Below are 22,621 nucleotides of genomic sequence, written 5' to 3' on the forward strand. Positions count from 1 at the left end.
TTACTCAACTCGTTCAAGGCGTGCAGATGCATGCGGCTTTAGGTCGCCGCCGGGTAACGCGATTTCCCAAACCCACAACAGTGCACCTTCAACCAAACCGAAAAGTCTGGTTGAGTGTCGATAAGTTTTTGCACCTTCGAATGCAGCACCGTGTGCTGAGGCAAGGTCGATGCGAGCACCCTTGATTTTTCCGTTGTAAAGCTCGGCCATTCCACCCGGGTGCAACATTGAAACCTGAATGTCGAAGCCACCTTCTTTATTGCGCAACTTTTCGAGGTCTTCGTGGGTTTGCAAACTTGGAGTGCCGGTGCCTACCAAAAGGCCTGGGCCGTGATCGGCAGGTTCGGCTGGTCTAGCCAAGCGCCAGTAGCCAAGTTCACTTGGCAACGGAGTGCTGGAGTCGGCGATTAGTTCGGCCGAAGAAACATAGGTGAGGGCATTCGAGCCGTCGTGCGCAAATTCCATGCGCTGTTTGAACTCTTGTTCAATTGGGGCCTCGTCAGAATCATTCAACTTATAGCTGATGACTCCGGTCCCCTCCCATTTGCCAACTAGAAAGGCGAATGGGGTGAGCTCCAGAGGAAGACCTTCTGGAAGTACGAACAACTTATTTCTGACCCTTGAACAACTTGTAAAGCACGAGGGCTGAAACAGCAGCGATGGCCAATGAAGCCAAAACCAAGAGGCCGGTGAAGAAAATCTCGAGAGCTAGAAGACTAATCATGCAAAAAGTCTATCGGCTCAAAAAAATGTAGGCCGTGGCAATTGCCAGAATCAAGGTGCTGCCGCCGCCCACATAAATCAACTTGCGCACAAAGCCTTCAACATCGGCTTTGAAGAGGTGAATCACTGAAACCAAGGCGGTTGAACCAGCCAAGATGGCCCCAAAAGAGACTTCAATCAGATGGCCCTCAGCCGGAAAGCGCCAAATCAGAGCCACGGTGACAATTGCCACCAAAATCCAGATCGAAACGATCTCAGTCCACTTTGAGTTCACAAAACCATCATGCCCTACGCCTCAGGCCAACTGGCTTAGACTTACAGCACCAGTTTGGAGAGAGACATGGCCCAGCTTCTAGTTCTGTCGGCATCGACCGACAAAGAAGTTTTGCCTGCGCTCGGGTTTCTGAGCCACCGCATTCGCTACATGGCCGCCGAACCAGCCAACCTGGTTAGCGCCCCTGGCCACGACCTCATTTTCTTGGATGGCCGCAGCGATCTCGCCGGCGCAAAATCCCTAGCCAAAATTCTGGTGACCACCGGCCTAACCGCACCGCTCATCTTGGTGCTTCGCGAAGGCGGCCTGGCTGCAGTCTCGGGTGACTGGGGCGTGCACGACGTAATTCTTGAGAACGCCGGCCCTGGTGAAATCGATGCCCGCATTCGCTTGGCGCTTAGCCGCCGCCTAATTGCTGAGGGCCAAGACAAGATTCACGCCTCGGGCGTTGTGATTGACGAGGCCAGCTACTCGGCCAAAGTGCATGGCCGCTCACTTGACCTCACATATAAAGAGTTTGAGCTTTTGCGCTTTTTGGCCCAGCACCCAGGCCGCGTATTCACCCGCGAGCAGTTGCTCAGCGAGGTTTGGGGCTACGACTACTTTGGTGGCACCCGCACTGTGGATGTCCACATCCGTCGCCTAAGAGCGAAGCTCGAAGACCTGGATACCTTGATTGGCACCGTTCGAAACGTGGGCTACCGCTTCAATTTGTCTGAAGAAGACGCCGAAATGGCCGACGCCGGGTATTAATTCGTTTACCTTGTGGCAACCATAAGATGACAAGATTGCTCACATGTCTTCTGAAGAAACCATGGCCATCTCTGTGCCCGAATCAAGCCTCGAGTACCCAGCCGACCGTTTTCTAGACCGCGAGCTCAGTTGGTTGGCTTTTAACCAGCGCGTGCTTGAACTGGCCGAGGATCCAAAGCTTTATTTGCTAGAGCGCGTTAACTTCTTGGCGATCTTTGCCTCAAACCTCGACGAGTTCTTCATGGTTCGCGTTGCCGGCCTAAAGCGCCGCATTGCAACTGGTTTGGCAGTTGAGTCAAGCTCTGGTCTTTCACCTCAAGAAGTGCTTAGCGAAATTAGCCGCGAGGCGCACGCACTGCAAGAGCGTCACGCAAACCTATTCATCAAAGATGTAAAGCCGGCGCTTGAGGCGCAGGGAATTCGTTTGGTGCGTTGGGCTGAGCTAGATGCAACCGAAAAATCGGCTTTGCACGATTACTTCCAAAACCAAATCTTCCCGGTGCTAACTCCACTTGCAGTTGACCCGGCTCACCCGTTCCCTTACATCTCTGGATTGTCACTAAACCTTGCAGTTGTAGTGCAGAACCCTGAAACCGGCAAGGAGCACTTTGCTCGTGTAAAGGTTCCGCCACTTCTTCCTCGCTTTGTTCGCATCCCAGGCAACACTGGCGTCAACGATGTGCGCTTTGTTCCACTAGAAGATGTAATTGGCGAATTCTTGTCATTGCTGTTCCCTGGCATGCAGGTGCTGCAACACCACACCTTTAGAGTGACTCGCAACGAAGACCTTGAGGTTGACGAAGACGAAGGTGAGAACCTGCTTCTTGCTCTAGAAAAAGAATTGCTTCGCCGTCGCTTTGGCCCACCGGTTCGTCTAGAAGTTGCAAACGACATCAACCCACAAATTCTTGAGTTATTGGTTCGTGAGCTAGACATCTCTGAAGAAGACGTTTACAACTTGCCTTCACCGCTTGACCTTCGCGGGCTTTTTGAAATCTCTGGCATCAAGCGCCCTGAGTTGCACTACCCAGCGCACCAGGTAATCACCAACCGCTTCTTGCAACCGGTTGAAGACAAAGACGTAAGCATCTTTTCGGCGATGCGTCAGCGCGACATTCTGCTGCACCACCCATACGAGTCATTCTCAACTTCGGTGCAGGCGTTCGTTCAGCAGGCTGCTGCCGACCCTAAGGTTCTGGCAATCAAGCAGACCCTTTACCGCACCTCGGGTGACTCACCAATTGTTGACGCTTTGATTGCTGCCGCAGAGGCTGGCAAGCAGGTTCTGGCATTGGTTGAAATCAAGGCACGTTTCGACGAGCAGAACAACATCGCTTGGGCTCGAAAGCTTGAGCAGGCCGGCGTGCACGTGGTTTACGGCATCGTGGGTTTGAAGACTCACTGCAAGTTGGCCTTGGTTATTCGTCAAGAGGCTGGCCAGTTGCGTCGCTACTGCCACGTTGGCACCGGAAACTACAACCCGAAGACCGCTCGTTTCTATGAGGACTACGGCCTACTTACCGCTCGCGAATCGGTTGGCGAAGACCTAACCAAGTTGTTCAACCAGCTTTCTGGCTATGCGCCTGAAGCCGAGTTCAAATCACTGCTGGTTTCACCAAACGGTGTGCGCGATGGCTTGCTTGAACGCGTTGATCGCGAGATTGAATTTAAGAAAGCCGGCAAAGATGCACGCGTTCGCGTGAAGGTTAACTCGCTGGTTGATGAGCAAGTTATCGATGCGCTTTACAAGGCTTCAAAGGCGGGCGTAAAGGTTGAGGTTTTGGTGCGCGGCATGTGTGCACTTCGCCCAGGCGTGCCTGGTCTAAGTGAAAACATCACCGTGCGTTCAATTCTTGGTCGCTACCTTGAGCACTCACGCGTGTTCACCTTCTTGGGTGGCGGCGACCCAGCAGTGTTTATCGGTTCTGCCGACATGATGCACCGCAACCTAGACCGCCGAGTTGAAGCTTTGGTTCGTTTGTCGCAGCCAGACCACATTCGCGAAATGAACTCTATGTTTGATCTAGCAATGGATGACGGTTCGGCTTCTTGGCACCTTGGCCCAGATGGCAAGTGGAGTAGATTCAAGTACGACCGTGATGGCGCCAACCTGGTTGACGTGCAAGACAAGATCATGGCTGACGTGTATGCGAAGAGGAAGCAACGTAGCTAATGCCGATTTATGCTGCTGGAGCTCTGCTGTGGCGCGAAGTAAATGGGGAACTTCTTGTTGCAATGATTCACCGCGCCCGTCGCAACGACTGGAGCTGGCCTAAGGGCAAACTTGACCCGGGTGAAACTCTGCCTCAAACTGCTGTGCGCGAAATTCACGAAGAAACTGGTTTGAAAATCAAACTCGGCCCGTTTCTAGATGTGATGAAGTACCACGTTCCATCTGGCCAACCAAAAGAAGTTCACTATTGGTCTGCGCGCGTAACCGACGCTGCGCTGAGGCGCTCAACGTTTGAGCCGGGCGAAGAAGTGGCCAAGGTGGAATGGAAAACTCCCGAAGAAGCGCGCGCGCTGCTTACCTATTCGGTGGATCACAACGTTTTGGATAAATTTTTAGTGTTGCACGCAGCTGAACTGCACAGGACCAAACCGATTATTATTTTGCGCCATGCTAAGGCAACCCCACGATCTGATTGGAAGGGTGGCAAAAACGTTGAAGACGGAATGCGTCCGCTGCTTCCGGCCGGTTTTGATCAGGCAAAAAAACTTGTTCCATTGATTTCTGCCTTCGGCCCAACCCGAGTAGTCACCAGCCCCTGGGAGCGCTGCTTCACCACGGTTTACCCATATGCCAAATTCCGCAATCTCACAATTGTTGAGCGCTCACAGCTAAGTGAACTCGGCAACAAAAAAGGCCCGAAGCGCACCCAAAAGGTGGTCAAAGATCTGATTGCTAAAAATTGTTCGGCGGTTGTGTGCTCGCACCGCCCAGCACTGCCAACCATTCTCGAAACTTTTGTGCCTCATGGCGAATGGCAACATGTCGCTGCAATCAAAGAGGCTACCGATTTGAAGCCAGCCGAGATGCTCGTAGTTCACATCGCTAAAAAGGGCGACAAGCGCAAAATTGTGTCGGTTGAACGTCACACCACCGAGACCCCGCCAGACAAGATTTAGCCGTAGGGTGAAGGCATGAACGATTCAGCGAGCGCTGGCCTTCCACTCTTGCGCAGTGCCGATGGCAAACCTGCCCTGTGCCTTGTCACCGGTGCCACCGGATATATTGGCGGCCGTCTGATTATCGAGCTGCTGAAGCACGGCTATCGAGTTCGTGTGCTGGCTAGAAATGCGTCCCGCCTCAAAACACATCCGTGGATTGACCAGGTTGAAGTAGTTGAAGGCGACGCCATGAATGAACTCGCCCTCAAAGATGCGTTGACCGGCGTTGACGTCGCCTATTACCTGCTTCATGCACTGATGTCGAAAGACAACTTTGAAGAACAAGAGCACGAAATGGCTGAACTTTTCAGTCGTGTTGCGTTGCAAAACAAAGTGCGTCGCATTGTTTATCTAGGTGGAATCATTGCGCCAAACCAAACCATGTCACCTCACCTGCAGGCGCGCGCCGACACCGGTGAAATTTTGCGCAAGTCAGGTGTGCCAACCATCGAGTTGCGCGCCGGCGTTGTGATTGGCTCGGGTTCAGCATCGTTTGAAATGTTGCGCTACTTGACTGAGCGTTTGCCAATCATGACTGTTCCAAAATGGGTAAACGTGCGCATTCAGCCGATCGCCATTCGCGATGTGTTGCGTTACCTAGTTGGTGCCGCAGCGTTGCCGCCAGAAATTTCAGACGCATTCGATATCGGTGGGCCACAGGTTTTCACTTACAAAGAGATGATGCAGCAATACGCCGAAGCCGCTGGTCTGCGTCGTCGAATCATCATTCCGGTGCCGGTGTTGACACCGCGACTTTCAAGTGGCTGGGTTGGTCTTGTGACACCCGTGCCTTACACGCTGGCCAAGCGATTGGTGGCGAGCCTTAAGAACGAAGTGGTTGCTGCGGATGATCGCATCCGAGGTTTAATTGCAGACCCAGCTGATGGCCTAACCCCTTTTAAGCGCGCAGTGCGATTGGCGCTCACCAAGATCAAAGACGCACGAGTTGAAACTCGTTGGAGTGACGCTTCGGTGCCGGGCACACCATCTGAGCCGCTACCTACTGACCCCGACTGGGCCGGTGGCACGCTCTATAAAGATGTTCGCGTGGTGCACACCAGCGACTCAGTTGCAGAAGTTTGGAAACGCATCGAGAGCATTGGTGGCGATCACGGTTATTCAACTGCCACTTGGGCTTGGGAATTGCGCGGCCTTGCCGACCGCATGATTGGTGGCGTTGGTTTGCGCCGCGGTCGACGTGATCCAAATCATTTGCAGGTTGGTGACGCCGTGGATTTTTGGCGTGTGGAAGCACTCAACAAGAATCAGTTGCTTCGCTTGCGTGCCGAAATGAAAATGCCAGGTCTAGCCTGGTTGGAATTTGCAGTTGAACCAGACCCTGAGACAAGTGGTTCGATTCTCACCCAGGTGGCAATCTATGCTCCGCGCGGATTGCTGGGGCACGCCTATTGGTGGGCAGTCTGGCCAATGCACGGTTTGGTATTTCCTTCAATGGCTCGCTACTGCGCACAAGGCAAGAAATAAAACCTTTCTCTAAATAGACTGGCTTGATGAAGAAAACCACTTGGGCCGCAATTGCGCTTACAGCGGTTGCAGTTTCTTGGGGCGCAGCATTCGTTCTAATGAAAGACGCAATCAACGCGCAGCCGTTTTATGACTTTCTTGCGATTCGATTCACAATCGCAGCAGCGGTGATGATTGCTTTTCGCCCTCGTGTTTTCAAAGCCATCGACAAAACCATGCTTAAGCACGGCATTCCCCTGGGATTACTTTTGGCGTCGGGATACATCACTCAAACAATTGGTCTTGAACTTTCTACTGCAGCCATCACCGGTTTCATCACCGGCCTTTACGTGGTTTTGACTCCCCTTTTTGGTTGGCTCATTTTTCAGCAAAAAGTTGGCAAGCAACTTATCTGGGGCGTTGCCCTGGCAACAGTGGCCCTGGCACTCATTTCTATCAATGGCGTGAGTTTTGAAATAGGGCAGCTGTGGGTTGTTTTGTGTGCCGTGCTATTTGCCGCCCACATTGTTGGCCTAGGTGTTTGGAGCCCTGGCAAAGATGTTTACGCACTCACCCTGGTTCAGCTTTTGGTGGTTGGCGCGGTTAGTTGGGTCGGGGCATTCACCGATGGTGCTTACCAATCTCCCCCGGATGGCGCCGGCTGGTTCGCGGTTCTGTTCACCGCTGTGTTCTCAACGGCAATTGCCTTCTTGGTGCAGACCTGGTCGCAATCCATTATGGATGCCTCGCGAGTGGCGATTCTGCTAACCAGTGAAGTGGTTTGGGCGGCAGTTATCGCTGTGATGATTGGCCAGGAATCCCTAGCTTTCAAGACCGTGATTGGCGGTGCCATCATGATCGCTGCCATGTTGATTGTGGAGTGGCCAACAAAAGAGGTGCGGGAAGAACTTATCCAGCCGCGCTTGTTAGACTAATAGGCGTTGCCTTTTGGCAGCATGGGCCTCTAGCTCAGTTGGTTAGAGCAACGGACTTTTAATCCGTGGGTCGTCGGTTCGATCCCGACGGGGCCTACGAGAACCTCATCCTCCACGATGAGGTTTTCTTTTTTAACGCTCGCGGTGAATTGACTTCATGCGCACATACGCGCCAATGGCCTCTGGGCCATATTCCATGCCCATGCCGCTGTCTTTCCAGCCACCAAACGGTGCGGCCAGGTTTGAACCGTAGAAGTTGATGCCAACCGAACCAGTTTCGATTCGGTGCGCCAACTTTTCGGCGCGATCTGGGTCGCTGGTGAAAATCGAACCGCCGAGTCCGAAGGCTGAGTCGTTAGCAATTCGCACTGCATCGTCTTCGTCTTCAAAAGGAATGACCACCAATACCGGGCCAAAGATTTCTTCTTGAGCAATGCGCATGCTGTTGTCGACGTTGGCAAACACGGTTGGCTTCACATAGAAACCGCGCTCAATGCCTTCCGGCATTCCCTCGCCGCCAACGGCTACCTGAGCGCCTTCGGCAATGCCAATGCGAATGTACTCAGCAACGGTGTCGCGCTGGCGACTCGAGGCTGACGGGCCATAAACGGTGGCCGGGTCAAACGGGTCGCCAATTTTGGTTGCTGCCACAGTTGCAGCCACTGCATCGACGACATCTTTGTAGATGCTTTTTGGTGCCAGGATGCGGGTTGAGTTGTAGCAAGTTTGGCCAGTGTTGCGCAAACAGGTGCGATTCAAAATGCTGGCAAAATCTTCGAGCTTGGCATCAGGCAGAATGATGCTCGCTGACTTACCGCCAAGTTCGAGAGTGACTGGGCGAAGCAATCTTGCAGCCTGTTCGGCAATCGTGCGGCCGGCCCCGGTTGAACCGGTGAAGGCAACCTTGGCAACCAACGGGTGCTGCACCAGTAGACCACCGGTTTTTGCATTACCAGTGACTAGGTTGATTACGCCTGCTGGAATACCTGCAGCAACTGATGCTTCAATGAGAACGCGCAAGTCAAGTGGAGTTTCGGAAGCTGGCTTGATGACCACTGTGCAACCAGCAATCAGTGCCGGCGCAAGCTTCACCATCACAAGTGTTAGCGGAAAGTTCCAAGGAGCAATCAACACACAAACGCCGCGCGGTTCGCGACGAACTACCGTGTATTTATTTGGCGAACCCGGAAAGTCACGACGATCATCTTGGTCGACATAATCAGCCAGCGATGCGTAGTAGCGCAAAATGCCAGCCGAGTGCGAGGCAGCCGACGAGCTTTCAGAAATAGGTGTTCCGTTTTCTGTGGTGATCATGCGACCCATTGCATCACCACGAGCAGTAAGTTCGTCGGCAAACTTCAACATAATTTCGGCACGCTTGGCTGCGCCGATTTCGCTCCACACGCCACTCTTAAAAGCCGCACGTGCAGCTTTTACCGCAGCATCGGCATCGGCCTCATCGCCAACTGGAACCTCGCCCCAGATTTCTTCGGTGGCTGGGTTGGCAACTCGGTTTCGTTCGGTCGAGTGAGCCTTTACCCACTGACCTCCAATAAAGAGGTCATCGTGGAACTCTTGAAGTTTCATGCTTAGTCCTAAATAACGTCGAGCTTTAGAAGTTCGATAGAACGCGCCAACTCCGCTGAGGCAAGTGCACGCGCGGTTTCGGTGATCAACTCTGGATAAGTGGTTTCCTGAAGTTGAATGCGGTACTGGCTTGGAGTCTTTTTGAACCAACCGCTGGCCAAAGCAATGCCAGCAGGAGTAAAGCGCCAGAGTCGGTCTGCGTCACGCACCAGTGAGTCTTCGATGCTGTAAGACTCCATGCGTGTGTCGTGACCATCGATAATGTCGGTGACGCGCTTGATGGTTTCTTCGTCGTATCCCAAGCCAGGCAACACTTCCCGGGCGATGTTGCAGCCCTCTAGTTCGTGAAGTCGACGAATGTCACTCTTGCGCCAATCACCTTGAAAACCCTCGGTGAAAATCTTCGATTCATCGCAACGAGACCAACCGGTGTCGTGCAACAGAATTGCGGTGCGAGTGACCAGCGGGTCAGCTTCTGGGTGTGCATCCAGAAGAAACTCGGCAAACATCACCGAAAGCGGAGTGTGAATGTCATTGCCGCGAGAACGCAACGGCTGCTCCACTGCGCGCCACAGGTCATCCAAGTTTGTCCAGGTGCCACTTGGGTTTTTACCGCCGGCAACAGTGGCGACAGTTTCGATCGTGTAAGACATCTTGTTCAACTTTCGTTAAGCGGTGACTAGGGTTTTTAGAGCTACCGAAGAATCCGCAGCGGCATCCGCTGGAATTGTTTGAGCATTGGTGAGGCATTTGCGAACTGCCATGTAATCGGAAACGTGGTTGACCGCATCAACAGCGATGAGTCGACCGTTTTTGTAATACAAAACACTGAATGAATCTTCATCTGGATTGCCACGTACAACCGTTTGGTCATAACCGGTAGAAAGGCCAGCAATCTGAAGTTTGATGTCGGCCTGGTCACTCCAGAACCATGGCAACGCGTGGTAGCTCTCGCGCTTGCCCAACAGAGTCTTGGCTGCAACGTGAGCCTGGTCAACCGCATTCTGCACCGACTCGAGTCGAACCAAGCCTTCTGAGCCAGTTGGGTTTGGCAACATCACGGCATCGCCGGCTGCAACAACAAGTGGGTTCGAAGTCTGAGCAAATTCATCAACCAGAATTGCGCCATTTGCCAACTCGAGACCAAGTAGGTTAGCCACTTCGGTGCGAGCCAGCACACCAATGCCAACCATCACGATTTCAGCTGGAATCACTGAGCCATCTTCGAGGGCAACACCACTGACTTTGCCGTTGGCACCTTCGAAGTGACTGATTCGCGCGTTTAGTGTGATCTTCGCGCCGCGACGCTCGTGGGCGTTCTTGAAGTATTCACTGGTGAATGGGCAAACTGCGCGGGCCATCATGCGATCTGCGCCTTCAAGCACTGTCACATTTTTGCCAGCCTTGGTGGCCACTGCAGCAACCTCAAGACCAATGAAACCACCACCGATAACCACGACGTTTTTGGCAGCTTCCCAACGCTCTTTTAGTTTGCGGGCATCTGCCAACGAACGCATGTAGAGCACACCATCAAGGTCTGAGCCTGCGATCTCCAGCTTGCGTGGGACCGACCCTGGGGTTAGCGCCATGCGATCAAACTCAATGGTCTTGCCCGAAGCGGTGGTGGCAACACCGCCGTTTTCAGTGGTGCTGATGTTAACCACGGCATCACCCAAAACCAACTCGATGTTGTTGTCGGCATAGAACTTTTGGTTTCTAAACTCAAGACTCTCTTCATCGGCCTCGCCATAAAGAAATGCCTTCGACAGCGGAGGTCGCTGATATGGAAGTTGACTCTCGTCGCCAATCATCGTGATTGAACCAGTGAATCCTTCTTCACGAAGGCTGTCGGCAATCTGCATGCCGGCTTGGCCGGCACCAATGATGAGAATTTTGTTTGTCATGATTAGACCTGCTTCGGTGCAATCGTTACTCGAAGGCCATCAAAATCTGCACACATCTTGATTTGGCAGCTTAGGCGTGAGTGTTCACGACGATCGGTTACTGCGCCATCGAGCATGTCATCTTCGACTTCACCCGGGCCACCAACTACGTCTGCAAATTCATCCGCTACAAAAACATGGCAGGTGGCACAGGCGCAAGCGCCGCCACACTCGGCAACGATTCCGCGAACACCATTCTTAACTGCAGTCTCCATTACTGAATCGCCATCGCGAGCGTCCAGAGTAGTTTCTGAACCATCCGGAAGGATGTATGTGACTTTTGGCATTATGGCTACTTTCTGTTGTGCTTCTGTTTGGTTAGATGAATTGCTTGCCGCCGTCGACCACCAGGGTTTGACCCGTGATGAAATCGGCTTTGGTTGAAGCTAAAAAGATTGCTGCGCCAACGATGTCTTCTGGTTGACTTGCTCGTTTAAGTGCACCACGGTCTACTCCGTAATTCTCGGCATTCTCAATGAGTGAGAGACTGGCATCGGTCAAAGTGAACCCCGGGGCAATTGCGTTCACGGTCACACCGCTTGCGCCAACTTCTTTGGCCATCACGCGGGTCAAACCAATCACCGCGGATTTCGACGCAACGTAGTGCATCCAAAGAGGTGAACCACTGAACACAGTGGCCGAAGCGATGTTCACAATGCGTCCACCCGGTTGAGTCATCTTTGGGTAGACCGAAGCAGAACATAGCCAAGCACCCTTGACGTTCACGGCCATCACGCGATCCCAGTCGTCTGGGTCGATGTCGGTGAATTTCTCTCGCTTGATGGTTGCGTAGATTGCTGCGTTGTTCACCAGCACATCGATGCGACCAAAAGCTTTGATTGCCTCTTCGGCAAGGTTGTCGGTTGACTGCTTCTTAGTGACATCAACCTGAATAGCTTTAGCCTGACCACCTGCAGCTTCAACCAACTTAACGGTTTCTGCTAGGCCAGCCTCTTGCAGGTCAGCCGCAATTATCTTGGCGCCCTCGGCCGCAAAGCCCAGGGCAAATTCGCGACCCAAGCCACCGGCCGCGCCGGTGATGATGACTACTTTGTCGTTCAGTTCGAATCCGACTGCCATCTCTATTCCTTTGGTCGATACGTTTTAGAAAGCTGCGGGGTCTGATCAATGCAAGCCAGGCTCACGAGCACTCGGCTCATGGCGCGACCAGCATCGGTAAAAAGCTCGTTGTAAGCGCGAAAAGCGCAGAGTCGTAATGACTGCTCATCGTTGAGGCCGAACCAGTCGTTTACAACGCGACGGCCGTGCGGGGTGACTCGCCAAATTTTGTCGGCGTCTTTCACTAGCGAGTCATTCAAGCTGATCGGTTGCAAGCGCGAATCGTGACCGTCGATGATGTCACAAATCTCATCAATGTCTGAGGCAGGCAAACCAACCTCGGTAAGAATGCGTCGAGCAATCTTGGCGCCTTCTTTTTCGTGCTGAATGATCAGGTGAGCTCGTGAGCCGTCTTTGTCTGGCGCGATGGCCTCAAGGTTTTCGCGCTCGTCAACGGTTGACCAACCGATGTCGTGAATCAGAATTGCTGGCAACACAATGTTTTCTTGTGCTTCTGGAATCTGCGACAGCAAAGCATTTGCAATGCCATAGGCATACAGGCAGTGTGCGTCATTATCGCGAGTCTTTAGGTAATCCTTGGCAAGCTGCCAAATGGCAGCATCACGATCGGTGAGTTGAATTAGCCCAGGCACCATTTCTGGTGCTGGCAATTTAGCCGTGACTTCACGACCTAAGTAATTAACTACTTCGCGAGATGCTGCCATTTGTCTGCTGCTTTCTAGAAATTAACCAATGATTTCGACTGTGCCTGATGATCCGTCAACGCGAAGCATCATGCCTGTCTTAATCTTTGTTGACGCAGAACCGGTTCCGGTCACGGCTGGCAGGCCGTATTCGCGACAAACGATGGCTGCGTGGCTCATCATGCCGCCGATGTCGGTAACAGTTGCCTTGATCTTGCCGAATACCGGACCCCATGACGGTGCAGTAACTGGCGCAACGAGGATTTCGCCCTGCTGCAACTGGTCTAACTGTTCTGGGCCGGTGATAATGCGGGCGATGCCCTCGACAACACCTGGTGATGCGGCCATGCCCTTCAATTGGTTCGGGTCATCGTCGTCGCTGCCCAACCACTGCGCCACCTGCTCGGTGGTGATACCCCAAAGCATGATGGTGAATGGCTCGTTGATTTCTGCAGGTGGCTCGTTGAATGCCGGAACCGGACGAGCGGTTGCCAAAGCATCAACGATCTTGCGGCGGCGTTCGATCTCTTCTGGCCAGTAGCTTGGCGCGATGCAGTCTGCGCCCACTCCCCAACCGGTGGCAAGGTCGAACAACACTGGTCGAACTTCATCGCGGGTTAGGTACAACATGTCATCTGGGTTGTTCCAGAATCCGTAGCCATGAAGCACTCGGGATAGTTGGCGAACCTTGCGCCAGAACACACCCATTGTCCAGTGCTCGATGTAGAAGTTGTGGTCTTCAACGTATGGATAAACAATGCGAGCAAGACCAAGCTTGCCTTCGAATGTTGCCAAAGCCTCTGGGCTCAACAGTTCGCCGTATTCAGAGACGATTCGGTCACGCTCAACGATTAGGGCATCCTTAGGGCGGTGTAGCTGCTCACCCTTAACCGCACGCGCTACGTAGTCCTGGATGTATCCCATAGGCAGGTCTAGGTGATCGCGCCAGTAGACGTCTGAACCGTAGAAACCATTGCCCGAGGTGTAGTTGAACCAAGGGTCCTGTGCGTTGTTCCAAGCGGTAACCCACTCGCGACCCTTTTCGGTCTTAGCAAGCTCAGCAAGAATGTCATCCGCGCCGTTCTTGGTAGCAAATACATCGCCAAGACCAAGGTTGCTCGCCAACATTGCCAAGCTCTTGAGTTCATCGTCTGGACGGAATAGAACAGAGTCCACACCCATAACCATCTTGGCAACTGCCAAGTCAGGAATGTTTGGGAACGATTCTTTACAGAAGCTAAAGAAGTCAAGGTAAGCAACGTAGCCGAGGTTTAGGAACTCGAAGTGGTATTCCCAGTTGCGGTAACAAAGCTGAATTAGGCGATCGTAGTCAGCCATCATCTTTGCAGTTGGGTCAATGCCCGCACCTGACTCGATGTCGGCCCAATCCACCATCTCTGGCAGTGCCTTGAATTCGATGGCGTCCATCTCTTCGATGGTTGCGTGAACCTTCTTCTTCCAGTTCTCAAGCAAGCTCTCCCAGTTTTGGAAGTAGTGACCGGCGCGCTGCAAGAAGTGAGGCACGCGATCTGCAATAAGTTCTGGCGCAACACCAACCGGGCTCATGTAGCAGAAGCCGTTGTGAATGCGGAACTCAATTCCGTTGGCTGGCGGGATGATGTAGTGACGGGTGTTGTAGGCACCTAGACAGCGAACTGCGTATTCAACACCAATGGTTTCGAATGGCTTGAATACGTTAGGCCAGTGCTGGCTGTCACAGAACCAAAATTTCTGGTCTTCTTTTTCGCGCAGGTTGTCGCGAAAGACCATGTTGTAGGGGTAAAGCTCTTGCCAACCCTCAGCGCCAGCCGGTGCAGCTAGATCATATGGGGAGTCAAAACTTTTGCGCTTTTGAGACATGTCTAATCACTTTCTTAGTTCTCTTCGTTGAGGAGTTGCAGAGTGTTGTGACGCGATAAGTGCTAGCTACCGGTTTTGCCGGCGCGGTCGGTGGATATCTGAGCCATGAGCGAAGTTGTGATCGCTTCAATTCCCGACCCCATTGAGGTGTACTTCACCTCTGCTGGTTTTTGCGACCAAACGGTTTCAGGGCGTGATTGCAGTAGCAACACGTTTTGACCGTCTGGAAGATCTGCATCGATTGCCCATTCGATGTCTTGCACACATCCGTAGTGCTTTTCGGCACTCTTGGCTAGGCGGGCTACAGCAATGATTTCTTCGCTGCTAAGTGATGGCTTGTTTCGGCGAGCTTCATCAACTTCTTGCTTGATGATGCCGCCCTTGCCATCTGGGATAAGTTCTTCGTGCTTGTCGCTAATGATGGTCTTTACCGGGTGCAACATGATCTTGTCGATAACGAAGTTGTCTGGAGTGACTTCACCAGAAACCACCATTTCGCCTAGGCCCCAGCTTGAGTCGATAACAATCTTTGAGCGGTCACCGTTGCTTGGGTCGATGGTCATGGCAACACCAGAGGTGCGTGAGTTCACCATTTTTTGAACGGCAACAGCCATGGACAAACCTTCATCGGCAATGTTGTTTGCCTTGCGGTAGGTGATTGCACGAGATGTGTAAAGGCTGGCCCAGCACTCGCGAATCTTTTGCATCACATTGTCGCGACCGATAATCCATAGGTAAGTGTCTTGCTGACCGGCAAATGATGCATCTGGAAGGTCTTCGGCGGTAGCGCTTGAACGAACCGCTACAGGTACCTCGCCACCACACAACTGCATGAGTTCGTCGTAGGCCTTGTGTGTTTCCTCGTGCACATCTGAAGGAACAGGCTGCTGCATGATCATGTCGCGAATTTTGGCCGATGCCTGGTCTACTGCCGCAACATCATTGATGTCAATGTTGGCCAGAAGAGCCTCAATGTTTTCGAACAAATCGGTTCCGCGCATCACCTCGTCGTAGGCATCCGTGGTGACTGCAAAACCAGGAGGAACAGGCGCGCCTGCTTTGGTCATGATGGCGAGGCTGGTGCACTTGCCGCCTAGACGCTCGTGCTGAGGTGTCTCTGCACTGTCGAAAGGGAATGTATACATCGTTGTAGGTTTCCTTTTGGTTGAGCTGATTGTGTTGACTAACCCCGAAGGATTAGTTCCATTCCACTGGTACTGCTGTTGGTACTCGGAAGGAGAGATTTTCTCCAAACTTGATTTCAGTTTCTGGTTTGAGGCGCAGTGAAGGCACATTCTTGGTGATCTCCTCAAGTGCTACTTTTGCCTGCAACTTGGCCAACATGTTGCCAAGGCAGTAGTGAATGCCATAGCCAAAGGCCAGGTGGTTGCGTGAGTTCTCGCGGTCGATGTTAAAAGCATCTGGTTGATCAAACACGTTCTCGTCGCGGTTTGCAGAGCCCATGACTAGCAAAATCTCAGATCCCTTTGGAATCTTCACGCCACCGATTTCGCCGTCTTGAACTGCCTTGCGGCGCCAAGCCACGATGCTTGGTGAGTAGCGCAAAACTTCATCGATTGCACCAGGGATCTTTTCTGGGTCGGCAACCAACGCTTCGTATGCCACGCGGTGCTGAAGCAAAACACGAACGGCGTTTGAGATCAAAGTTGTGGTGGTTTCGTGACCTGCAAAAAGCATGCTGTAAAGCACAGATGCAATTTCGTGGTCGCTGATTTCATCGCCGGCCTGCTGCAAAGCAACCATGTCTGAAACCAAGTTGTCACCTGGGTTGGCATGAGCATTCGCTACAAGCTCCTGACAGAATGACCAATACTTAACCAAGTTGTGAGCGTGAGGAATCTGCTCTTCGTCAGTTAGCTCACCCCAGGTGATAACCGCACGGCTAGTAGCCCACGCCTTAACCTCTGGAATCTTTTCAACTGGCACACCAAGCAAGGTAAGAATTGTGATTGCCGGAAGTTCGTAAGCGATGTCTGCAAGGATGTCGCCACCGGCATCTCCCTTGGCCAACATTTCGCCAATCATGATGTTTGTGTTGTCGCGAATGAAAGGCTCAAGCACTTTGTAGCGGCGAGGAGTAAAAGCCTTTGAAGCAACTGCGCGAATGCGAGTGTGCTCTGGCGGAATGCGCGCTGAAAGACCTGAGTAGGCAGTAAAGCCACCGTCATCCATCACCTTCTTGGCTGCCGCACTAATTGGGCGCACCGGAGCCTGGGCATTTTCAGATGAGAAGGTTTGCCAGTTTTCAAAAACCGACTTCACGTCGTCATAGCGAGTGACTACGTAGTAGCCAACACGGTCATCAAACATAACCGGCTGCTCTTTGCGCAACTCTTCGTATGAAGGAAAAGGGTTGTTCATATCGAACGGTTCGAACCCGTGGTATCCAGCTGGGCAAACTGCGTCTGACATCTATGTCTCCTCAAAAGTATTTCGCTTATTGGAATACTTTCTCACCGCGAGGTGAACCGGAAACGTATTCTCACTGAGTGAGATGAAGTTGCCAATGCGTTATAAACGCCTAGCGAAGGTTAACCCTGGAAAACCGCTTGTGCTGGGGCTTTAAGGCGTTTTGAATGCGCTCGGCGGTGCCTTTCAAATAAGGCAGCAAAGACTGAAGTTCAGCCGCTCTGGATGACTCCACAACGATTCCAACAGAGGCAATCGTCTCGCCGCCAATCACAATGGGCACAGCGATTGAAGAGGCACCCAGGCGCAGCTGCTCAACCGTAATCGAGAAGCCCTGGCGCGCGACCATCCGCAGTTCAACCACCAAACTCTCACGGTTTAGCGTGGTCTTTTGGGTTGGAGCCGCCAGCTTTTTATCAAGGTAGGCGCCGACAAACCATTCAGGCTCGGCAGCCAATAAAACACGACCAACCGCGGTTGCGTGCAACGGAATCTTGGAGCCAACCCTGGTTGCTGTTGGCATCTTCTTTGAACCATAGATCTTGTCGACATAGAGCGCGGTTGCTCCTTGGCGAATGGCGAGGTGAACGTTTTCGTGAACCAACTCAAATAGATCCTGCAAAAAAGGGCGAACCACATGCTCGCGCTGGCTGATGCCGGCCAACTGCCCCAGCTCCCAAATTCGCACACCCACTTGGTAAGTGCCGTCTTGGTTTTTAGACAACGCACCCCAAAGCTCAAGGTCACCAACTATGCGGTATGTGGTCGACAACGGAATCATTGTCTTTTTCGAAATCTCAGAAATTGTGAGCGGAAACGATGTGCCCTCAAAGGCAGCCAGAACACTTAGCAATCGATCGGTGACCGCAACCGCACCTTGCTTGGGCTGTTTCATGCCGAAAGAGTATCAGCATTCCCATTCAATGGGAAAGGGCATCCGAGCGCATGGCACCTAAACTTTAGCCATGAAGGTTACGGTGCTAGGGCTCGGCGAGGCCAGTTCGCTAATTGCAAAAGGTTTAGCCGAACAGGGCGTTGAAGTCGTGGCCTTTGACTTTGCCCAAAAAGACAACCCAGTGGTGCCTCAAATTGACGACGCTGCGGATGCCGTTTCCGATGCCGACGTCGTGCTTTCACTCAACTCGTCCACCTTGGCAACCAAGTATGCCGAGCAGGTTGCGAGCCACCTAATGGCAGGTGCTTTGTATTGCGACCTGAACGTCAGCACTCCCGCGCTAAAGCGCAAACTTAGCGAGATGTTTCCTGAAGGCTCATTCGTCGATGTGGCCGTGATGAAGCCAGTTGCTGGGCTAGCCGAAAAGGTGCCTCTTTCGTTTGCAGGCTCAGGCGCAGAAAAGTTCATGGCACTTTTCAAAAGCCTAGATATGAATCTCACGTATGTTTCGGATGTGCCCGGCGAAGCCGCCGCTCGCAATTTGTTGAGCAACATGCTGGCGAAAAATATTGCCGGTGCCGTTATTGATTACATGTGGGCGGCAGAACAACTGGGCTTGCAGGATTGGGCATTCGAAGAACTTCAACAAGAGTTTGACTCAATGACTGCAGCAACCGCCAAGGGTCACCTTGTTGACACAGTGAAACATGCCAAGCGCCGCGAAATCGAAATGATGGATGTGGTTGAAATGCTTGAAGGCGTGAATTACCAAAGTCTTTTTGCAGCACCGAATCAACTGATTTACAACAAGATCTACCACCTAAAAAAGGTGCCGTTCAGCGATCAAGAATAAGTAGTTACCAAATGTAGGTCGGGCCCTCGGCAATTGGGCCAAGCGCAGGCACCATGCCGTTATCCTTCAACATGAGCGGCCTGTTTAGAACTCGAATGAACACTTCTTGAAGGGCACCAACGCGAGCAGCGCGAGCCCCGAATGCAGCCGGGCGAAACACCGAGCGGCCGTCTTGTTCAACATAGCCTTCAACGGTTTGAAAGAAATTTGGGCGACGGGTTAGGTCTTCAGAGTTGAGCTCGAGAATCTCGAAGATCTCTGCCCAATAGCCTCCGAGAACAATGAAGTCTGGATCATAAAGAAGAGCCAAAGTCTCGGCAAATTTGTTGAGTTGCTTTCGTATTTTGCGACTGGCTTCAACAGCGGCTTCATCGCCATTTTTGAGATTGTCCACAAATACCTGCAACGCACCTTGCAATCCGCTCTCGGTGATTTGGCTGCCGAGGCCAGCAAGTTCAAGCACCTTCCTTGGCCCAACCTGCGCCACCAAACAGCCCCTGCGACCACAGTCACAAATTTCACCATTTGAATCAACTTCAATGTGAGCCAAGATTGGGCTCATGCCCTGAGCGCCAACCAGCAAATTGCCGTCAAGAATAATTGCCGAGCTGATGCCGGTGTCGGGCTTCAGATAAACCACAGACTTCGGATAACCAAGGCGCAAACGCTTGAGCGCTTCAAACTCGGCTTTTGCAGCAACGTTGACGCCAGAGACCAAAGAAATGGAATCGCGCATTTGTGGAATGCGAGCCTCCATGAGACCAACTAGGTCAACTGGTCCGTTCCAACCCAATTCTTTAGACTGCAAAACAATTGGCTTCTCGCCTCGAACCGCAGCGCCCACAACTAGCACCATGTGAATTGGCCGGCTGCCGTTATTGGCAATGCTTTCGCGGTGTTGCTGAATGGTGTTTGCCATCACCTTTACAACGGTTTCGACATCGCCAAGTTTGGCCTTGTGCGGTTCGCGATCAACACGCAAGATTCGACCGGTTAGATCAAGGCTTTCTGTGATGATTTCTGTTTCGCTAACCTCGCAAATTACAACCGCTAATTGTTTGCCGTCGAAGGTGAGCAACTTGCTAGGCCGACCAGCGGCAGGCTTTGAAGTTGAAGCCTCAACCGCTAACCCCAGAGCCTCAAGCTCTGGAATCAAGCCGGTCAAACTTGCTTTGGCTAGGCCGGTGCGGTCAGCGATTTCGGAGCGCGAAGTTGGCTGCGCAAACAGCAAGTCATGCAAAACCACCGCAAGGTTGCGCTCACGAAGATCAGCGCCGTCGACTCTTGCTGGAGAGCGAAACTGATTATCCTGAGAACCCATTGAGAAAGCATCCCACATTAGGTTCGTCACTTGAAAATCCTCAACTAGCCTTCGTGAGGCATGATCAAAACAGGCTTCAAAACATCCCCTGAATAAGAAGCGGCCAATGCCTCGTTGATTTGGTCGAGAGGGAACTCAACCACCAATTCGTCGTAAGGGAATCGACCCTGGGCATTTAGCGCAAGTAATCCGGAGATTAGTTTTTTGCTGGTGCCTTCGCCACCGAGGATGCCGATGATGCGCTTGCCCCAAAGGGTAGTGATGTGATCAGCGGTAAATTCGGCGCCTGCCGGTGCCCCACCAATCAAGCAAGTGGTGCCCAACATGCCAACGCTGTCGATTGCCTGGCGAACCACTTTGATATTGCCGGTGCATTCAACGGCGTAGTCAGCCAGGCCGCCAAGAATCTTTTTGATCTCTTCAACCGGATTGCTGGTGCCGGCATTGATGGTGTGGGTTGCACCAAATTTGCGGGCAAGCGCTAGGCGAGAGTCATTTAGGTCAACTCCAATAATTGCCTTGGCTCCCGTATTTTTTGCCGCCATGATGGCTGCCAGACCAACAGCGCCGGTGCCATAAATAACGATCGTTGAACCAAGCTCAGGCTTTAGAGCGTTGAAGATTGCACCAGCGCCGGTTGAAATGCCGCAGGCCAACGGCCCCAATTTGCGAACGTCAGCGCCTTCGGGGGCACGCACCAGGCTGGCAGCTCGAGCCACTGCGTAGGTGGCAAATGATGACTGACCAAAGAAGTGCGAGTGAATCTTTTCGCCGTTGCGAGAAAGGGCAGTCGAACCATCGGCACGGCCACCGCCAGCCAAAAGTGGGCCAAGTTGGTCGCAGTAACGAGGCTGGCCGCTTAGGCAATGCTCGCACTCGCCACACCAAGGCCAACCAATGATTACTGCGTCGCCTGGCTTGAAGTCAGTCACATCCGAGGCTACTGAATGAACTATGCCTGAGCCCTCATGGCCTAGAACGCCAGGAGTCGGAAACGGCAGGTCGGCATGCTGGGCAAGGCCATCGGTGTGGCAAATGCCCGCTGCAACGATCTTGATAACCACTTCGCCTGGGCCGGGTTCGCCCAGTTCCAGGCTTTCGATGCCGAATGGTTCATTGTATGAATTAAGTACTGCTGCTGTTACCTTCATGCCAACTCCTTTGTTGTTTAGGCCGTTGCAAACTATTACAACGCATAAATGTCTCAGATAGATAACGAATCGACATATTTATTTCATCTCTTGAAAATAATGCCTAAACTCATCAACAACTCCGTTCTGGAGTGCACCAACTCAAAAAGCTTTGAAAAGAAAGATTGAGACAAATGGAAAACCTTTTTAGCAACGGAGCTAAGAAGTCAAAGCTAGCCAAGGTTGCGTTTGTCGCAGCTATGGTTTCAGCTGCGGCTCTTGCGCTCAGCGGTTGTGCTCCTGCCGGCAGTGGTGGCAGCACTTCAGAAACAATCAAAATTGGCTATGTTCACCCAGCGACTGGTGCCTATGCAGGCTTCACCGACGGTGACCCTTACATGCTCAAGGTTGTTCGTGAGCACTACGCCGATGGCATCACCATTGGGGGCAAAACTTACAAGGTCGAGATTCTTGACCGCGACTCTGGTTCAGACCCTGCCAAAGCAGGCGAGCTTGCTCAGCAACTAATTACCCAAGACAAGGTTGACCTATTGCTGTCAACCTCTACCCCAGAGACTACAAACCCAGTTATCGCTCAGTGCGAGGCTAACCAGGTTCCATGTCTTTCAGCTATTGCCCCTTGGCAAGCAGTTGTATTCGGTGGCGGCTTTAGCGCTGAAAAGCCAATGAAGTGGTCACACCACTTCTTCTTTGGCATCGAAGGCTTCGGCGACACCGACCCACACGCTTGGGATCAAATCGCAACCAACAAGAAGGTTGGCGTACTTTGGCCAAACGACGCTGACGGTCAGGCATTCCGCGATGCAAAGACTGGCTATGCCCAGTTGGTTAAGAAGTATGGCTACACAGTTGTAGACCCAGGACCATTTGAAGATGGCAACCAGGACTTCACTTCGATCATTTCGAAGTTCAAGGCAGCAGACGTTCAGATCATCGCTGGTGTTCCAATTCCACCTGACTTCGCAACTTTCTGGACTCAGGCAAAGCAGCAGGGCTTCACTCCTAAGGTAGCCACTGTTGGTAAGGCATTGTTCTTCCCTCAGCTTGTTCCTTCACTTCCAAACAACATTGGTCAAGGTCTAGCCTTCGGCACCTGGTGGGGTCCAACCTTCCCATTCAAGTCAAGCTGGGATGGCACAACTCCTGACCAGTGGATCAAGAACTTCGAAGCAAGCCCAGAAGGTAAGGGTTTGATTTGGAACCAGGCAACTGCAGAAAACTATGCAATGTTTGAGCTTGTAGACGCAGCGCTAGCCAAGGTAACTGACCCATTCAACAAGGCAGAAGTTACCAAGGCGTTCGACAGCGTCAACATCATGACACTTGCCGGTCAGATTGACTTCACTGGTGGGCCATTCCCTGGTATCGCTACAATTCCAACAGTTGTTGGTCAGTGGCAGATCACCAACGGAAAGTGGGAGTGGGTTGTTGTAGACAACACCAACTACCCAGCGGTTCCGGTAGCGCGCAAGCTTTTGCCGCTGAAGTAATCACCAAA

Annotated in this window: 21 protein-coding genes and 1 tRNA gene; 8 read left to right on the top strand and 14 right to left on the bottom strand. The window is 52.4% G+C overall.

Translation table 11 applies throughout. The features are described 5' to 3' along the window. Both Q0L28_RS01250 and Q0L28_RS01255 read right to left on the bottom strand, forming a co-directional pair. Positions 1 to 606, bottom strand: a complete 606-nt coding sequence (locus Q0L28_RS01250) for an FABP family protein (RefSeq protein ID WP_296630449.1) — start codon at positions 604 to 606, stop codon at positions 1 to 3. Positions 607 to 733: 127 nt separating this feature from the next. Next, entirely contained in the window at positions 734 to 997 is a 264-nt protein-coding gene (locus Q0L28_RS01255) for a hypothetical protein (RefSeq protein WP_296630451.1), read from the bottom strand. A gap of 66 nt (positions 998 to 1,063) precedes the next feature. Here Q0L28_RS01255 and Q0L28_RS01260 point away from each other — a divergent pair, with 66 nt between their 5' ends. From Q0L28_RS01260 to Q0L28_RS01285, 6 genes are all read left to right on the top strand, one after another. After that, the gene (locus tag Q0L28_RS01260; RefSeq protein WP_296630453.1) at positions 1,064 to 1,750 is read left to right on the top strand and encodes a response regulator transcription factor; all 687 of its coding nucleotides are present in this window, start codon (positions 1,064 to 1,066) and stop codon (positions 1,748 to 1,750) included. 43 nt (positions 1,751 to 1,793) lie between these two features. Beyond that, positions 1,794 to 3,923, top strand: coding sequence for an RNA degradosome polyphosphate kinase (locus tag Q0L28_RS01265; RefSeq protein ID WP_296630456.1), 2,130 nt, complete (start codon positions 1,794 to 1,796; stop codon positions 3,921 to 3,923). After that, positions 3,923 to 4,879: an NUDIX hydrolase gene (locus tag Q0L28_RS01270; RefSeq protein ID WP_296630458.1), complete on the top strand. Its 957-nt coding sequence runs from the start codon at positions 3,923 to 3,925 to the stop codon at positions 4,877 to 4,879. The genes Q0L28_RS01265 and Q0L28_RS01270 overlap by 1 nt, the downstream gene beginning before the upstream one ends. 15 nt (positions 4,880 to 4,894) lie before the next feature. Continuing rightward, on the top strand, positions 4,895 to 6,406 hold the full coding sequence (locus tag Q0L28_RS01275; protein WP_296630461.1) for an SDR family oxidoreductase: 1,512 nt from the start codon (positions 4,895 to 4,897) through the stop codon (positions 6,404 to 6,406). Between the two features lie 26 nt (positions 6,407 to 6,432). Next, positions 6,433 to 7,320, top strand: coding sequence for a DMT family transporter (locus tag Q0L28_RS01280; protein WP_296630463.1), 888 nt, complete (start codon positions 6,433 to 6,435; stop codon positions 7,318 to 7,320). 23 nt (positions 7,321 to 7,343) lie between these two features. Next, positions 7,344 to 7,417 (top strand) — tRNA-Lys (locus Q0L28_RS01285). A gap of 35 nt (positions 7,418 to 7,452) precedes the next feature. Here the strand turns inward: Q0L28_RS01285 and Q0L28_RS01290 are convergent. The 10 genes from Q0L28_RS01290 to Q0L28_RS01335 form a co-directional block, all read right to left on the bottom strand. Next, a complete protein-coding gene (locus Q0L28_RS01290; RefSeq protein ID WP_296630466.1) occupies positions 7,453 to 8,907 on the bottom strand; it encodes an aldehyde dehydrogenase family protein in 1,455 nt (484 codons plus the stop codon). A gap of 8 nt (positions 8,908 to 8,915) precedes the next feature. Continuing rightward, a complete protein-coding gene (locus Q0L28_RS01295) occupies positions 8,916 to 9,560 on the bottom strand; it encodes an HD domain-containing protein (RefSeq protein ID WP_296630469.1) in 645 nt (214 codons plus the stop codon). Between the two features lie 15 nt (positions 9,561 to 9,575). Next, complete coding sequence (locus tag Q0L28_RS01300) at positions 9,576 to 10,811, bottom strand: FAD-dependent oxidoreductase (RefSeq protein WP_296630471.1); 1,236 nt, start codon at positions 10,809 to 10,811, stop codon at positions 9,576 to 9,578. 2 nt (positions 10,812 to 10,813) lie between these two features. Further along, positions 10,814 to 11,137 (bottom strand): 2Fe-2S iron-sulfur cluster-binding protein, encoded by a 324-nt coding sequence (locus Q0L28_RS01305; RefSeq protein WP_296630474.1) that lies wholly within the window; start codon positions 11,135 to 11,137, stop codon positions 10,814 to 10,816. A gap of 31 nt (positions 11,138 to 11,168) precedes the next feature. Then, a complete protein-coding gene (locus tag Q0L28_RS01310; protein WP_296630477.1) occupies positions 11,169 to 11,930 on the bottom strand; it encodes a 3-oxoacyl-ACP reductase family protein in 762 nt (253 codons plus the stop codon). Between the two features lie 2 nt (positions 11,931 to 11,932). Beyond that, positions 11,933 to 12,634 (bottom strand): HD domain-containing protein, encoded by a 702-nt coding sequence (locus Q0L28_RS01315; RefSeq protein ID WP_296630480.1) that lies wholly within the window; start codon positions 12,632 to 12,634, stop codon positions 11,933 to 11,935. Positions 12,635 to 12,655: 21 nt separating this feature from the next. Then, positions 12,656 to 14,473, bottom strand: coding sequence for a PEP-utilizing enzyme (locus Q0L28_RS01320; protein ID WP_296630482.1), 1,818 nt, complete (start codon positions 14,471 to 14,473; stop codon positions 12,656 to 12,658). 62 nt (positions 14,474 to 14,535) lie between these two features. Continuing rightward, the gene (locus Q0L28_RS01325; protein ID WP_296630485.1) at positions 14,536 to 15,618 is read right to left on the bottom strand and encodes a PEP/pyruvate-binding domain-containing protein; all 1,083 of its coding nucleotides are present in this window, start codon (positions 15,616 to 15,618) and stop codon (positions 14,536 to 14,538) included. A gap of 52 nt (positions 15,619 to 15,670) precedes the next feature. Continuing rightward, entirely contained in the window at positions 15,671 to 16,906 is a 1,236-nt protein-coding gene (locus Q0L28_RS01330; RefSeq protein WP_296630487.1) for a cytochrome P450, read from the bottom strand. Between the two features lie 109 nt (positions 16,907 to 17,015). Next, positions 17,016 to 17,798, bottom strand: coding sequence for an IclR family transcriptional regulator (locus Q0L28_RS01335; RefSeq protein ID WP_296630489.1), 783 nt, complete (start codon positions 17,796 to 17,798; stop codon positions 17,016 to 17,018). 70 nt (positions 17,799 to 17,868) lie between these two features. Between Q0L28_RS01335 and Q0L28_RS01340 the strand changes: the two genes are divergently transcribed. Further along, complete coding sequence (locus tag Q0L28_RS01340) at positions 17,869 to 18,651, top strand: NAD(P)-dependent oxidoreductase (protein ID WP_296630492.1); 783 nt, start codon at positions 17,869 to 17,871, stop codon at positions 18,649 to 18,651. Between the two features lie 4 nt (positions 18,652 to 18,655). Here Q0L28_RS01340 and Q0L28_RS01345 read toward each other — a convergent pair whose 3' ends face one another. Both Q0L28_RS01345 and Q0L28_RS01350 read right to left on the bottom strand, forming a co-directional pair. Then, entirely contained in the window at positions 18,656 to 20,002 is a 1,347-nt protein-coding gene (locus tag Q0L28_RS01345) for an ROK family transcriptional regulator (protein WP_296630495.1), read from the bottom strand. A gap of 14 nt (positions 20,003 to 20,016) precedes the next feature. Beyond that, positions 20,017 to 21,123, bottom strand: a complete 1,107-nt coding sequence (locus Q0L28_RS01350; RefSeq protein WP_296630498.1) for an NAD(P)-dependent alcohol dehydrogenase — start codon at positions 21,121 to 21,123, stop codon at positions 20,017 to 20,019. Between the two features lie 173 nt (positions 21,124 to 21,296). Between Q0L28_RS01350 and Q0L28_RS01355 the strand changes: the two genes are divergently transcribed. Beyond that, complete coding sequence (locus Q0L28_RS01355) at positions 21,297 to 22,613, top strand: ABC transporter substrate-binding protein (protein ID WP_296630501.1); 1,317 nt, start codon at positions 21,297 to 21,299, stop codon at positions 22,611 to 22,613. Positions 22,614 to 22,621: the final 8 nt, after the last annotated feature.

Origin of the sequence: Rhodoluna sp., from assembly GCF_024639375.1 — a bacterium.
Classification (GTDB): Bacteria; Actinomycetota; Actinomycetes; order Actinomycetales; family Microbacteriaceae; genus Rhodoluna.